General features: G+C 69.2%; 11 protein-coding genes. All 11 read left to right on the top strand.

What is annotated here, in order from left to right:
• Positions 1-14 precede the first annotated feature (14 nt).
• The 11 genes from ABZ909_RS17145 (at position 15) to ABZ909_RS17195 (ending at position 14,152) form a co-directional block, all read left to right on the top strand.
• Positions 15-2,618, top strand: coding sequence for a tetratricopeptide repeat protein (locus ABZ909_RS17145; RefSeq protein WP_357000232.1), 2,604 nt, complete (start codon positions 15-17; stop codon positions 2,616-2,618).
• Positions 2,615-3,931: a hypothetical protein gene (locus tag ABZ909_RS17150; RefSeq protein WP_357000235.1), complete on the top strand. Its 1,317-nt coding sequence runs from the start codon at positions 2,615-2,617 to the stop codon at positions 3,929-3,931. Before ABZ909_RS17145 ends, ABZ909_RS17150 begins: the two co-directional genes overlap by 4 nt.
• Positions 3,928-5,409, top strand: a complete 1,482-nt coding sequence (locus tag ABZ909_RS17155) for a hypothetical protein (protein ID WP_357000237.1) — start codon at positions 3,928-3,930, stop codon at positions 5,407-5,409. Before ABZ909_RS17150 ends, ABZ909_RS17155 begins: the two co-directional genes overlap by 4 nt.
• Positions 5,406-6,815, top strand: a complete 1,410-nt coding sequence (locus tag ABZ909_RS17160; RefSeq protein WP_357000239.1) for a hypothetical protein — start codon at positions 5,406-5,408, stop codon at positions 6,813-6,815. The genes ABZ909_RS17155 and ABZ909_RS17160 overlap by 4 nt, the downstream gene beginning before the upstream one ends.
• Positions 6,816-7,032: 217 nt before the next feature.
• The gene (locus ABZ909_RS17165) at positions 7,033-7,605 is read left to right on the top strand and encodes a hypothetical protein (RefSeq protein WP_357000242.1); all 573 of its coding nucleotides are present in this window, start codon (positions 7,033-7,035) and stop codon (positions 7,603-7,605) included.
• A 3-nt stretch (positions 7,606-7,608) separates the two neighbouring features.
• Entirely contained in the window at positions 7,609-8,751 is a 1,143-nt protein-coding gene (locus ABZ909_RS17170) for a hypothetical protein (protein WP_357000244.1), read from the top strand.
• Positions 8,748-10,586, top strand: a complete 1,839-nt coding sequence (locus ABZ909_RS17175) for an AAA family ATPase (RefSeq protein WP_357000246.1) — start codon at positions 8,748-8,750, stop codon at positions 10,584-10,586. The genes ABZ909_RS17170 and ABZ909_RS17175 overlap by 4 nt, the downstream gene beginning before the upstream one ends.
• Positions 10,583-11,245, top strand: a complete 663-nt coding sequence (locus ABZ909_RS17180; RefSeq protein WP_357000248.1) for a 4Fe-4S single cluster domain-containing protein — start codon at positions 10,583-10,585, stop codon at positions 11,243-11,245. Before ABZ909_RS17175 ends, ABZ909_RS17180 begins: the two co-directional genes overlap by 4 nt.
• 21 nt (positions 11,246-11,266) lie before the next feature.
• Positions 11,267-11,731, top strand: coding sequence for an FHA domain-containing protein (locus tag ABZ909_RS17185; protein WP_357000251.1), 465 nt, complete (start codon positions 11,267-11,269; stop codon positions 11,729-11,731).
• Positions 11,731-12,483: a protein phosphatase 2C domain-containing protein gene (locus tag ABZ909_RS17190; RefSeq protein ID WP_357000253.1), complete on the top strand. Its 753-nt coding sequence runs from the start codon at positions 11,731-11,733 to the stop codon at positions 12,481-12,483. The genes ABZ909_RS17185 and ABZ909_RS17190 overlap by 1 nt, the downstream gene beginning before the upstream one ends.
• Complete coding sequence (locus ABZ909_RS17195) at positions 12,476-14,152, top strand: protein kinase (protein WP_357000256.1); 1,677 nt, start codon at positions 12,476-12,478, stop codon at positions 14,150-14,152. The genes ABZ909_RS17190 and ABZ909_RS17195 overlap by 8 nt, the downstream gene beginning before the upstream one ends.
• Positions 14,153-14,185 lie beyond the last annotated feature (33 nt).

A 14,185-nucleotide genomic window follows, 5' to 3' on the forward strand; every position in this document is an offset into this window, starting at 1 on the left:
CATCAGGGGAGAGCATGAGCGAATTCCCGTGGCCGAGCGCCCTTTTCCTGGACGCGCTGGCCCTCATCGAAGACGGGGCCGTGGCCGCGGCGCTCACGCTGCTCGATGCGGCGCTGGCCGAATGCGAAGGCCCGGACCGCATCGAGGCGCGAGCCGAGTGCCTGTACTGGATCGGGGCCGCCCACGCGAGGACGGACGCGATCGACGAGGCCGCGAGCGCATACCGCCGGGCGGCGGATCTGCTCGCCGATGCCCCGCCGACGGAGTTGCCCGTCGCCTGCGCCGAAATGGCCGGCCGGGGCCTCGCCCTGCTCGACCGCCCCGCCGAAGCCGTGCCCTACCTGCACCGCGCCGCAGCGGGATTGGAGCTGCTCGGCGACATGGAGGAACAAGCCGAAATCCATGAGGTCCTCGGTGACGCGCTGCTGGCCGTCGAACGGTACGACGAGGCCATCCCCGTCCTGCGCCGCGCTGCCGAGCGGTATCTGGACGTCGATCGGGTCCTCGATGCCGCCGAGTGCCGGGAGTCGTGCGGGGACGCGGCCGTCGAACTCGGCGACGCCCGGCTCATCCTGGACGAACACCGCGCCGCCCGAGACCTTTTCGAGCGCGCGGGCGATACGGAGAGCAGCGCGCGATGCTCCTACGTCCTCGGCCTGGCGAGCACGGAGCTGGGCGACACCGCCACCGCCGAGAGCGAGTTCGTCCACGCAAAGGCGCTGGCAGCAGCCGAGGGGAATGCTGCCGGTGCCGCGAATTGCGACGAGGAACTCGCCGATCGGTATCTGGCCGACGGCCGGACGGCCGACGGTCTCGCCGCGCTGACCGCCGCCGGTTCCGGCTACGCGGCGGCCGGCGACCACCCGAAGGCGGCGGCGATGTATTGGCGCGCAGGCGAACTCCAGCTGCGGGCCGGACGGCACGATGCCGCGATCTCGTCGTGTATGACCGCCGCGGAGGAATTGCGGGCCGCGGGAGAACCCGAACTCTGGGCCGGCAGCCGGCTCGCACTCGGCCACGTACTGAACAACGTCGGCCGATTGCCGGAGGCCGCCGCCGAATACGAGGGGGCGCGGCAATACTTCTCGAGCCACGACAAGGCGCTCGAGGCGGCCGAATGCGATCTGCACCTGGCAACCGTTCACATCGCCCAGGACCGGTATACCGCGGCCGACGCGTTGCTGCGGACCGCGACCGCGGTGTTCGATCAGCATCGGCACGATCCTCGATACGCGCAGTGCCTGCGCTATACCGCCCTCCTGCAAGGATTTCGCGGTCACATCGCGGAGGCGCGGGCCACGCTCGCCGTGGCCCAGCGGTTCGCGACCGCGGCCGGAGCGCTCGACGAGGTGCGCCAGTGCCGGTTCGAGGAAGCCAGACTGATCCTCAACAGCGGGGCCCACCTGCCCGAGGCGGCTACGCTGCTGGAACAGGCTCGCCGGCATGCCGAACAGCAGCAGGAATGGGCCATGGCCGCGCAATGCACGGAATTCCTCGGCATAGCACAGTTTCTGCAGAACCGATACGCCGCCGCCGAGACAACCTTGAAGCAGGCCCGCGACGCCTACAGTCTGCTGGGCCTGAGTACCCAGATCGCGACCGCTGATCTGCATCTGGGAATGGTGTACTACGAGACGGGGCGGTTCACGGAGGCCGACGCGGCGATACAACGCGGACGCGCCAGGCTCGAAGGGGCGTCCGCGAACCGGTACGGCGCCATGACCGAGCACCTCATCGGCGGAATGCATCTGAGAGCCAAACGGTATCCACTCGCCGCCGAGGCATTCCGATCCGCCGAAGCGGCGCTGCTGCGCTCGGGGTTGCCGTTCCAAGCCGCCGTCACCCGCCTGAATCTCGGCACTGCCATCATGATGCAATCCGATTTCGCCACTGGTTCGGCGCTGATGACCTCAGCGATCGACGTGCTCGGAGCCGACCCCGGCTACCGCATGTATCGAGCGATGGGTCTGCTGAATCTCGGGTGCGCCGACATGCTTCTGGGTCGTTCGACGGTAACCACCCACCTCACCCGGGCGCGGCAGATCTACGCCGATCTGGGAATGGTGGTGGCGATGGCGAAATGCGACCTCCTGGTGGCGGTCTCGACCGCCGAACCGGGCGACCCGCAGCACCTTCGTGCCGCCCTCGATCACGGGGTGCCCGCGATGCTGTTCCTCGACGCCCAGCGCTTCGGGTTCGCCGACGCCCGCTCCCGGATCTCTTGGGAAACACTGCACGCGGAGGCACAATCCGCGGTGTTCGACTGGGCGCACCGGCTCGGGGACACAGCCCTGCTGGCCGATCTGGTGGAGACCGCGATCAACTCGGGAACCCATGTGGCGGAGCATCATTCGACCGTCGCTCAGGGCGATCTCCAAGTGACCCTGGCCGCCTTGGCTGCATCGGACGCAGATCCCGGCGAGACCAGCGGGGATCGCGAACCGCCGGCACCACAGGCCAGCGGCGCCGTGGCGCTGATCTCCGGCGCTATGCTGCCCATGCGGCCGTCGCCGACCCTGCGCATGCCGGACGGGCATGTGGCACTCGCATCGCATCTGTGCGCCGCCGATAGCCGGTACATGCCGATAGACCGCCCCGGCGAGGTGACGGTGTGGTGACGGAAACACGTGCGGCCGAGCCGGAATCGGAACAGACGTCCACGCGCCGCGCCTTCGTCGGCGCCTGGGTGAGCACATCGGCACAGCGGTCGCCGACCGATCGCAAATGCCTGGCCCACCAGGTCAATGCCTGGTCTCTGGATCTTTCGAAACCGTCCTGGGTCGCGCGGCGCTATGGCGTGGCGGCGACCACGTGCGCGGGCGCACCGCCTGCCCTGGAACTCGCCGGGTGGCGCCGCGTCGCAGAGCTGTACCGCGACTTCGCCGATCCGTTGGCGCGGTACGTGGTGGCCTACTATTACCAGACATGGGCGCTGCGTCCCGCCGGGATTCCGCACCGATTGCGAGATCCCTTTCGTGAGCAAGCACGTTCGACCGCGTGCACGGCGGTCCATCACCGTCTGCTGCGCGGCTCCGCGCAGGAACCCGGAGTGCTCGAAGCCGAGCCGATCGCGCTGTCCTTCGTATCCGATATCGCGGCGGATACCGTGAAACACCGTGGTGCGCACCGAAAATCGGCGATGCTGGCCTTCGCCGACGGTGTACTGGATCAGGTCCGGATGCTCGACCGCGATCACGTCGCCCTCGCCGGCCGGTGTGGACTCCCGCTCGACGCCGTGGCGCCGTTGCTGGATCGGCTCGTCGACACCGCCGACCGGCTCCTCGCGGAGTACGGCGACGATCTGCCGACAGAGCCGGCCGCGGCCGCGCGCGCCGACGAGCTGCTGAGGTTCGCCGACACCGACAACCAGGACGTGGCAACCGAAATCCGGCAGTACACCCGGGCGGGCCGGCATGCACCCGAACATCTCGAACGGCGATCAGAACACCTCGGGGAGGCTCGGGAGCGGACGCATCGCGCCCTGACGCGCTCGATCCGCCGCGGCTGCGCGATGACCGACGACGACGCGCGCCGGATGTTCTACGCGAGGCTGGGCTGGCTGACGCGTCGCGGCGGCGGGCACGTGACACCGAGCGCGGATATCGCGGAGATCCAGGCCCAGAACACCGACGACACCGCGGCCCACGAGCTGCTCGCCGAATTGCGCGAGTCGCTGACCCGGCACCGGGCCGAGGCCCCGCTCGGGCTGGGAAGGGCGGCGGAATACGACCTGTCGCTACGGCTGCTCGGGCTGCCACCGCTGGAGGCCATGCTGCTGATCGACGATGTCGAACTGCTGACCCGATGGTGTGCCGAGGCGTGGGCGCACGGTCGCCCCGAGCACGCGATGGCCATGGATCCCATCGCCGCCACCGACCTCGTCCTGCACATCATGCGGTGGGCGGCCGAACGAGCGGGGTATCGGCCATGAGTGAACCGCCCGGCCCCACCGAACACGGACGCGGCGCGCGACCACTGCGCATAGGCGGCATCGGATTGCGTCGCGACCGCCCGGACCTGGTGTGGCGCTCCGCGTCGGCCGCCGCGGTCGCCGAAGTCCCGGTCCCCATCGGACCCGGAGTTTCGGTCACGGTGGACGCCGCCGACCCGGCCATGGTGCTCGGGTGGAATATCGCCGGCGACGCGGACCCCGCACCCCTCCTCACAGCGTGCACCGAGGATGTCACGACGCTGATCGACACCGCGCGCTCGGGAGCCGCGCGACCAGCGGGCGACCCGCTGCGGCTACAACCCTCATGGGTTCGGCGTGCCCTCGTTACCGCTGTCACGCAACGGTTTCCGGCGCCGCTACACGAGGGGGCGCTGCTGCTCGACGCGGCCACCGCCGATCAGGGCGTCGGTGATACCGCGCTGGCGACCGCCACCCTGGGCTGGGCCGTACCGGTGCTCGACGAACTCGCCACGGCCTGGCTGGACGGCCGGATCACCGGTGCGGCTGCTACCACCCTGACCGAGGTGGCCCGCCGCTGCGCGGCGGCAGCCGCGGACATCGACCTGGGCACCGACATCGCCGCGATCGCCGAGCGGCTCACCGTCGCACAGGCCGCCGATGACGCGGAACTACTGCGCGAGATGCTCGAATCGCTTGCTGACGCCGATGATTCGGAGCTCGCGTTCAATCTCGGCGGCGATGCGGGCATCGGCTCCTGGCCGCCCGGCATCGACGAGGAGCTGGACCTGCCGGCCGTTCCTCCCCGAATCCTGCGCTGGGCCGGTGCGCGCGAGCGTGAGATCCGAGTCGTCCCCGGGACCGTTTCCGGCGCCGGGAACGAGGAATCCGTGGACATCCACGTACGGCTCGCCGCGGACGTCGACCCGCTCTGCCGCGAAGCGCACACCCTGCGGGCCTACGCCGCCGACGGCCGGGACGGCCGGCTGCTGGCAACGGCCGCGATGCGCCCGGAGAACCGAATCCTGGTCGGCCAACTGCAATTTCACCGGCCCACGGACCTGACTCCGGTCTTCGGCCTCTACTCCGCCGACCTGGGGCCGGCGCTCATCCGCAGCGATCCGACAGGCCGCGCACTGCGCGGGGTCGATCGTCTGATGATCGATGCCTGGATCTCGCATCGGGCAGCCGTCGTCGCGGCGGCGACCACCGGTCCCCGCTCCTCCGCCGACCTGCGGGAGCAGCTCCGGCTGCGCGCCCGGGGCATGCTCGTACGCGCCGGTTCCCTCGCGGCCACGGCCGCCGAGCGGCTGGACGCGTTGGCCGAACGCGTCTCGGCCGCTGACGCGGAGCTCGCCGCGCGGCTCGATGCGCGCGTGGACGCCATCGACCGCTACCTGCTGGTTCTCGAAGGCCCCGCCACACACACCCCATCCGGCATGGAACCGCTACTCGCCGAACAGATTCCGGTGGAAACCGACGAAGGAGAACGGCCATGAGCGCGCCGGCGCCGGACAGCGAACTGCTGGTGCGGGCCGCCGACGCCGGTGACACCTATCTGTCGTGGACCTGGCTGGACGGCACGCCCACCGCGCATGTCAGACGGCTGGACCCGCAACGGCTCGACATCGCGCTCGCCGGGCTTCGGCGGGCGCTGCCGCATCCGCAGCAGGTGGACGGCACGGAATCCGGTGGCGTGGAATCCGATCGGGCCGCGGCGCGCCGCGCGCTGACGAGCGCCGCCTTCGCCTCTCCGTCCGGCGAAGCCGAGTTGGCGTCCCTGCTCGCCCACGCCGTGCTGCCGCCCGAGCTGCGCGCCGAGCTGGCCGCGCGCGGGACCGCCGGTAGCACCCGGATACGGATCACCCCGAGTCCGCGTCTGGCCCAGGTGCCCTGGGAGCTGCTGGCCGTGGACGACGACCGGCGACTGCTCGATATCGCCGTGGTCACCCACGATCCGCCCGCGACGCTGTATGTCGCGCGCAGCCGATCACCGGTGCCATGGGAGCGGGTGCGTCACCTGCCCGCCGTGCACGTCATCGACCCGATCCTGCCCGCGAGCGCACGCCACCGGCTCGCCAATGTCTACACCGAAGCCGCGGATCTCGGTGTGCTCGACGAGATTCGGAGCCGTGTGCAACCGCGCGATCGCACGGCACGCAGGGATCGAGCGGCGCGGGGGTCCGGCCAGCGCGCCGCTCTCACCCCTTTCCAAGGCGAAGTCACCCGGGTTCAGCTCGCCGCGGCGCTGTCGCGGGGCTGCTCCCGATTCTTCTATTTCGGCCATGTGTCGGCGGTGCCGAACGAACCCGGCTCGGCGGCAATACATCTCAACGATGTCACCGGGCCCGCCGGAGCCGAGGACAGCGCCTGGGGAATGGCCGCGGCGTGGACGCGGACCGAGGCGGGATCCACCACGCCGTACGGGGCTCATCTGCCGCTGTGCGCACTGGACTTCCTGCTGGGAACGAAACAGACCGAGGATCCCCGGGTCTGGGCACGCTACGGCGCGAACGGATCTCAGTATGGCCATGAGATCTGGCCGATGCCCACGCGAGTCGCGATCATCGCGTGTGAGGGCGGGGTCGACTTCCGCTCCGCAGAGACCTTCGGACTGATCATGGCCGCGCTGGACGCGGGAGCCGAGCTGGTGACAACGACGCGGTGGGTGCTGCCCACCGATGCGGCTTTCCGCGCGTATGCCGCGGCACCGGCCGGCACGCGGCCGACCACGCGGCTCGCCCTGCAGGTCGACGACGCCCATCGGGGCGCGGATCCGGTCGCCGCGCTGACCGATTGGCAGCGCGGGCAACTGCGTGCCTGGCGCGAGACCGGTGATGTCGCGTATTCGCCGCTGCTCTGGGCGGCCCTCACCACCACACTCGCGCCCGCACGCCGCGGCTGACCGAGACCCGTCGCCGATGCGGCTTCCGCTACCCGGTGTCGTTCGATCGCACGACTGCCGTTGCCGGACGCGGAGCAGGAGAATCGACGGCAACGCGTCCGCTCCGACCGACCGAAGCCGCGGAAAGGCACCACTGTGTACCGTTTTCCCACTGCCCGAGCCGATCACGGCGGGGCGTCCGAACCTCCCGCCCCTGCGATCCACGGATAGCCCGGCCATGCTCTCGAATCGGATGCTGGCCCTGGTGCTGCTGGTGGACGCGGCCCTCGACACCGCCCAGGATGCGGCGGTCGACGCCCGGGAACGTCGCCGAATCGAAGCCGAGGAGCTGGTCAGGACCCAGCAGCGGAACGAGGAGCAGCGGCGGCGGCGCATCCTGACCCGATCCGGCCGGCTGGCCGTCACAGCGGTCGTGACCGCGTTCGGCGCGGCGGCGTTCTGGGCGATGGCGGCGGCTTTCGGCGACGGTATCGCGCACACCGTCTGGTTCTGGGCCGCCAACGTACGCACGGTGACGTTCGGCGATTTCGGGTCGCTGTGGCTGTTCATCGCGGTGACCCTGCTGCTCGCGGTCGCCGCGCTCACGATACTGGCGTTTCGATTCCCCTACCCCGAGGGGAGCGAACTCGAATCACCCTCCGCGAGATGGGGTTTCGCACTGGGCATTATTGTGTTCGTCTTTCAGATCGGGCATAGCACCGGACCCGGAATATGGTGGCTGCCCTCGATATTCGCGGTATTAGGCCATGCCGGGTACGGGATAGTGCGCCAGCTGCGGCAGGGCTTATAGCCGATGAGCAGCGCCGGAATCCGCTACCGGGTCGTATCCGAAACAGTGCTGCGCGAACAGGCGCAGCAGCGGCTGCGACGAGTGTCCGCACGCGCACGCCGGGTATCGCAGCGCTGCGTGGCTGCCGGTCTTCCCGAGCTCGAGATCGCCGTCGCCGCCCAGGCGACCTCGGCCGAGATCGAGGCGGCGTGTACCCGGTTGGAAGCCATGCTCGCGGCAGCAGAACCGGCCATTCGGGCGGCACAGATTCGACGGCGCGCCCAGCAGGTCGATCGCGAACTGACCGCGACATTGACCGCTCTCGCGCGGCGGGAGAACGCGGCCACCGCGACTGGGCAGCAGCCCGCGCCGGCGGCCCACACTACCTCGGTCGATCGGCGGCAGCGTCGGACCGCCCGGGTCCAGCGCCTGCTGGCGACGATGCTCGAACCGTCGGCCGACCTGGAACAGGCCGGTATCGCGGTGTGCCGCTCGGACGACCCCGTGCGGGCCGAATTGCTGCTGAGCGAACTCGACACGTGCATCGCCGCGGCCAATGCCGCGACCCGCCGCCTCCGCGGCAACCAGGAGCTGCTCGCCGAACTCCGCGACAGCGCAATCGAACTGAACGATCGCGGCGTCGTTACCACGATGCTCGACAATGCCGCCGCCACCCTCGCCCGCCGGGGCGACGCCACAGCGGAACTCGAGCGAGCCCGCGCACTCCTCGACACACGGTCCGCCATGGAATCCGCCACCCGCGAACGCCGTTTCGTGCTGACCGCGGTGTACGAGGCGCTGGCCGAGCTGGGCTACACGGCGACGCCCGTCGCCATGGACACCGCGGGCTCGATCGTGCTGACCGCGCCGGGTTCGGGGACGGTGGGCGTGCGCGCCCGAATCGTCGACGGCGAGATCGATATCCGCACCGTGCGAACCGGTGCCGCACCCACCGCCGCGACCGAGGAGGCCGCGGTCTGCACGGACCTGAGCAGGCTGGCGGACAGCCTGCGCGCCCGCGGCGTGCTGCCCGAGCGACTGCGGCAATCGGGCCCCGGGCTGGCGCGAGTCGAGATGCTCGCTACCGGCGAGCTCGGCGCCGAGTCGTCCACCCAGGCCGGACGCATGGCACGAAAGTCCCTGCGCGAACGGAGTGCCGACGCATGACATCCGGATTCACCGCCACACTGCCGTCGTGGCTTCGCGAAATCGACGCGGCCCTCGCCGCGAACCCCCAGATCATGCTGACCGGCGCCCTGCGGGATCTCGTGCTGTTACCCGGTGCAGACGACACCTCCGGCCCCCTGCTGACCGTGCCCGAGGCGCTGCGCGTCGTGCTCGCCGAGGCCGGCCATCGTTCGGTGATCACGGTCGATCCCGTGGACGGTGCACGCGTGACCATGGACCACGACGGAGTCGCGGCCGCGATCGTCCGGGCAGCGTGCCCCGGCAATGCGGGGGTGTCTCCCGATACGCTGCGTTTGCTGCCACGGGTGCTGAACGAGGTCGTGCACTCCGAACGGCCATGCTGCCTGATCATCGACTCGGCCTCGCGCCTGGTGCCCGCCGCCGACTTCGCCGGTGCCGAGCTGCACCGCGTGCTGGTCGTGGCCGAGCGCCTGATGGCTACCGCACCGCGTCGCAATGTCCCCGGGCCGCACCGGACTTGGCTGTACAACACGGTGTTCTGGCTGCTGGATCAGGAGAACGATCTGCCGCACTGGATGGTCGGCGGACAGCTCGCCCGGGTGGTTTCGATTCCCGCGCCGGGCATGTCGCAGCGGCGCGCCCTTGTCTCGCTGCTGATTTCGTCGCTGCCCGAAGCGCCCGAGGAGGATTCGGCGGGGTTTCATGCCCTGGTCGACCGTTATGCGGCGCAGACCGGCGGACTGACCCTGCGCTCGATCACCGAGGTCAATCGGCTGGCGATCGATCGCCGCATTCCGGCCGAACGCGTCGACGACGCCATCCGCACCTTCCGGGTCGGCATTCCCGACAACCCCTGGCAGGATCCCGCGCTGCGGCAGCGCATTCGGTCGGGGGCGCGGTCGCTGGGCACGAAGGTGCTCGGCCAGCCGATAGCGATCCGCAAATCGGTCGACATCCTGATCCGCTCGGCCATGGGTCTCACCGGCGCCCACACCGCCGGCACCGGCACCCGCCCGCAGGGCGTCCTGTTCTTCGCCGGACCCACCGGGGTGGGCAAGACCGAATTGGCCAAGGCCATCGCGGAATTGGTGTTCGGGCGAGCGGACGCGTTCGTGCGGTTCGATATGAGCGAGTTCTCCGCCGAGCACACCGAAGCCCGGCTGATCGGCGCGCCGCCGGGATACTCCGGGCACAGCGCCGGAGGCGAGCTGACGAACGCAGTGCGGCAACAGCCGTTCCGCCTGATTCTCTTCGACGAGATCGAGAAGGCAGCGCCGCGTATTCTGGACAAGTTCCTGCAGATCCTGGGCGACGGCCGGCTCACCGACGGCAGCGGATCGACGGTGTACTTCTCCGAGACACTGATCGTTTTCACCTCCAATCTGGGCGTGTATCGCACCGACTCCACTGGCGGGCGGGTGCCGGTGGTTGCCCGCGGAACGCCCTACGCCACGGTCGAATCGACGATCCGGGCGGCGGTGGCGGAGTTCTTCACCAAGGACATCGGCCGTCCGGAACTGTTGCGCCGCATCGGCGAGGACGTGGTGGTGTTCGACTTCATCTCCGAAGACACCGCGGCGGACCTGGTTCCGATGTTCGTGGCCAATGTCGTTGCGCGGGTCCGGGCCACGACCGGGATCACGGTGGCCGTCGACGACACCGTGCACAAACAACTGCTCGACGTCGCGCTCACCCGGCTCGACTTCGGGGGCGGCGGGGTGGCCGCCGCCATCGAGTCGCTGCTGGTCAACCCGCTGGCACGGGCACTGTTCGAACTACCGGCCGAGACCGACGCCGTGACCGTCACGCGGCTCGAGGAGTCCACCGTCGGCTGGACGGCGGTGCTCGGATGACCCCGCCGGTCCCGATGTTGTTGTCGCGCTTGCACTATCCGCTGCACAACCTCGGATACGGGGTGCGTGCGGGTGTGTGGTTCCAGGGCTGCACGATCGGCTGCCGAGGTTGTCTGGCCCGCGATACCTGGCCCGCCGACGAGACCAGGCGGTGCGATGTCGGCCAGGTACTGGCCTGGCTCGAGCAGATCGATGGGCCTATGGACGGGGTGACCATCTCCGGTGGCGAACCGACCGACCAGCCGCAGGCACTGCGGGCGTTGCTGGAGGGCATCCGCCAAACCGAACACGCTGCACCGCTGGACATCCTGCTGTACTCCGGTCGCCCGATGCGATGGTTGCGCGAGCAATTCGACTGGCTGACCGGGCTGGTCGACGCCCTGGTGAGCGAGCCGTTCATCGCGGCCCGTGCCGGGAACGACGCATTGCGCGGCTCATCCAATCAGCGAGTCCATGTCCTGACCGATCGCGGCCGGCGACGTTACGGGGACCAGGCGATGCGGACGACCTATACCGAGCAACGCCGCAGGCTCGGCGTCCACGTCGACGATGAATCCATTCGGCTGGTGGGAATTCCCTTGCCCGGGGCCATGAGTGAGCTGGCGGCCGCGCTGAGCACACGCGGCATCGACGTGCGCGACGCCTCATGGTTGTCGTGAGCAGAACAGGAGTATCGCGCTGTGTCGGAATCGAGCGCCCCGCGCGGAGCCGGGAACGAGGTCGAGTGCGCCAATTGTCACGAGCGCGTTCCGCGTACCCTGCAATGCCGGAACTGCGGCCACAACCTGTTCGAGGCACCGGCGCCGCCGCCGGTCGAACCCGAGGTCGCCCGCGCACTCGACTCCGGTGTCGAACTCGTCGTGGAATCCGGGGCCCGGCTGCGCATCCGCACCGGGCAGACACTCGGTCTCGGCCGGCACGAAGACTTTCCCGCCGCAGTCGTTTTCGAGCCGTATACCAACGTCTCACGATTCCACGGCGAGCTGCGCTACGACGGCGAACGCCTGTACATCACCGACACCTCGACCAACGGCACGTTCATCAATGACGTTCGGATCCCGGAGAACATCGAGCATGCGATCGGCCGCTCCGACACCCTCCGGCTGGCCGCGGACGTGCCCATCACCATCGAATGGGGGCCCTGATGCGGATCCGGATCGCCGCGATGACCCACCGCGGCCTGCAGCGCGAGCACAACGAGGACGCGCTCGGCTGGGGCGGATGGTCACTGCAAGGCGACACGCCGACGATCACCACCACCGAATTGGAGATCGTCGAACCCACCACCGTCGTGGTCTGCGACGGCCTGGGCGGGCACGCCGGCGGCGCGACGGCCAGTCGGCTGGCATGCGAAATGCTCACTGCCCCGGGATCAGTGGCGACCATGACCGACTCCACCCCGACGAGGGCAGCGATAGGCACACTACTGCAAAGGATTTCGGATCGGATCAACGATCTCGGCGAGACGCGACCGGAGTTGCGCGCAATGGGCTGCACCGTCGTGGGTGTGACTGTCTTTCCCGATGGAACCGCGCTGATATTCAATGTGGGCGATTCACGGGCATATCGGCTCGAAGGACCCTACCTGGCGCAACTGTCGCTGGATCACCGTGCGGCCGGGTCGAATCTGCTGCGGCAGGCGCTCGGCGGCGGACGGCGCGCGAACCTGGAGCCGGCCTTCTTCGAATGCTGCGTCCCCGCCGGTCCCGGAATCCTGTTGTGCACAGACGGACTCGACGACTACGCCGAGCCCGAGTCCATCGAGCGGATCATGCGGGCGGGGCCGGCCGATCTCCCCGCCCTCCTCCGCGATCTGGCGCTGGCGGGCGGCGGTGGCGACAACGTGACCGTCGTGCAGATCATGTCCCACCCCGACGAAGGAAACGATGATGGCTGAGCAAACACGCGTGGACACCGGGGATTCCGATCGACGTCCGGCGCCCCGGACGCGAATCGACCGACCCGGATCCGGTGCGCCCGCGCCGCAGACGCGCGTCGACGGCGTTGCGCACGATCGCTACCAGCCGCTACCGCCCGCGCTCGCGCCGCGATTCACCGTGGCGAAGAAGCTCGGCAGCGGTGGTGAGGCCATCGTCTGGTTGTGCCGGGCCACAAACGGTGATGAGTACGCCATCAAGCTGTTCCATCGCGCTCCGCGATACCGGATCGACCTCGATTCCCCGGAGTACCGGGACAGTTTCCGCGACGAGAACTCCGTGCGGGTCTTCGAGCGCGGCAGCGATATGGATATTCATTACGAGGTCATGGAGTATTGCCGATTCGGGTCGCTCGACAGCTTTCTGCGGGGCCGCCACGCCGCTGGCTGTTCCCATGAATTCGCTCTCGACATCCTGCGGCAGCTGGCCACGAAACTGCATGCCATTCAGCATCCAGGTGGCACGACGCTCGTGCACGGCGATGTCAATCCCGGCAATGTGCTGGTGCGAGCCGATGCTCCACTGAAATTGGTGTTCGCCGATTTCGGGCTCGTGGTGGATCTGGCCGGCCGCACCAAGGTCACCAATATCGCGCATGCGGGAACCGCCGGGTACAGCGCGCCCGGTGCGCCACAGCGGTGGCGGCTCGAAGACGACTGGTGGAGCGTCGGGATGGTGATGTACCGCGTGCTGATCGGCCACGGCTACTTCGAGGACCCGCAGGGCAGGCCGCTGGCCGACAGCAATATCGATGGCGAGATCAATACCCGCGACATCTCCCTGGCCGCGATCGACAGTGGGCCGATGCCCGCACCGCAGCGTGCACGCTGGACGAATCTGCTCTCCGGGTTGCTGACCCGAGACCCTCAGCTGCGCTGGGGATTCGGTGAAGTCGACGACTGGATGGCGGGCAAGTCGCCGATGGTGCACCGCCCCGCTCCCATTCGGACCGCCCCACCGGAACCGGCCACCGCGCACCGTGCGGCGTCTCCATTCGCCCTGCCCGGCGTCGGCTCCTTCCACGACAGCGCCGGACTCGGGGAAGCGATGTCGAACCATCCCGAGGCGGCCGCCCGCGCGCTCACCGGGAGGGGCCGCGCCGCCCTGCTCAACTGGCTGACCGACGACATCCGCACCGGCGCTTCCTATTCGGAGCTGAAGTCCTACGGCGATGGCTGGGGCCCGGAAGAACTCGCCGCCTATTTCACCGCCAAACTCGCCCCCGCCGCCCCCCTCGCCTACCGTGGCCACGCCATCGGCTCGACAGCCGACCTCCGCACCCTCGCAACCGATTCCGATGCCACCGACATCGTCGGCAATCTGTTCGAGAGCCAACTCCTGGGCAGCCTCACCGGCGAAAACCGATCCGCCTTCACGATGATCGACAGCAACTGGCACGACATCGTCCAGCATGCCGAAGACCTGGGCCTGCAATACGGTTTCGACATCCGCCGTCGCTCCCCGCACCGGACCTACGTGATCCGTTACGCCCTACTCCTGTCCGCCGGCGACGAAGCCGTCGCCGACGCGTACGTCACCGGCGTTCGCCGCCGCCTGACCGACCCGAACCTCGCCCTCGCCAACGAAATCCAGTGGTTTTCGGCACTCCGCAGCGAGGCCCGCCTCTGATCGTCTTCCATCCGCCGAGGTGCCGGTATCCGA

The sequence above is a fragment of the Nocardia sp. NPDC046763 genome (assembly GCF_040645495.1).
GTDB lineage: Bacteria > Actinomycetota > Actinomycetes > Mycobacteriales > Mycobacteriaceae > Nocardia.

Coding starts and splice junctions, on each gene's coding strand:
- ABZ909_RS17145 (WP_357000232.1), top strand. CDS start 15: ATGAGCGAATTCCCGTGGCCGAGCGCCCTTTTCCTGGACGCGCTGGCC.
- ABZ909_RS17155 (WP_357000237.1), top strand. CDS start 3,928: ATGAGTGAACCGCCCGGCCCCACCGAACACGGACGCGGCGCGCGACCA.
- ABZ909_RS17160 (WP_357000239.1), top strand. CDS start 5,406: ATGAGCGCGCCGGCGCCGGACAGCGAACTGCTGGTGCGGGCCGCCGAC.
- ABZ909_RS17165 (WP_357000242.1), top strand. CDS start 7,033: ATGCTCTCGAATCGGATGCTGGCCCTGGTGCTGCTGGTGGACGCGGCC.
- ABZ909_RS17170 (WP_357000244.1), top strand. CDS start 7,609: ATGAGCAGCGCCGGAATCCGCTACCGGGTCGTATCCGAAACAGTGCTG.
- ABZ909_RS17175 (WP_357000246.1), top strand. CDS start 8,748: ATGACATCCGGATTCACCGCCACACTGCCGTCGTGGCTTCGCGAAATC.
- ABZ909_RS17180 (WP_357000248.1), top strand. CDS start 10,583: ATGACCCCGCCGGTCCCGATGTTGTTGTCGCGCTTGCACTATCCGCTG.
- ABZ909_RS17190 (WP_357000253.1), top strand. CDS start 11,731: ATGCGGATCCGGATCGCCGCGATGACCCACCGCGGCCTGCAGCGCGAG.
- ABZ909_RS17195 (WP_357000256.1), top strand. CDS start 12,476: ATGGCTGAGCAAACACGCGTGGACACCGGGGATTCCGATCGACGTCCG.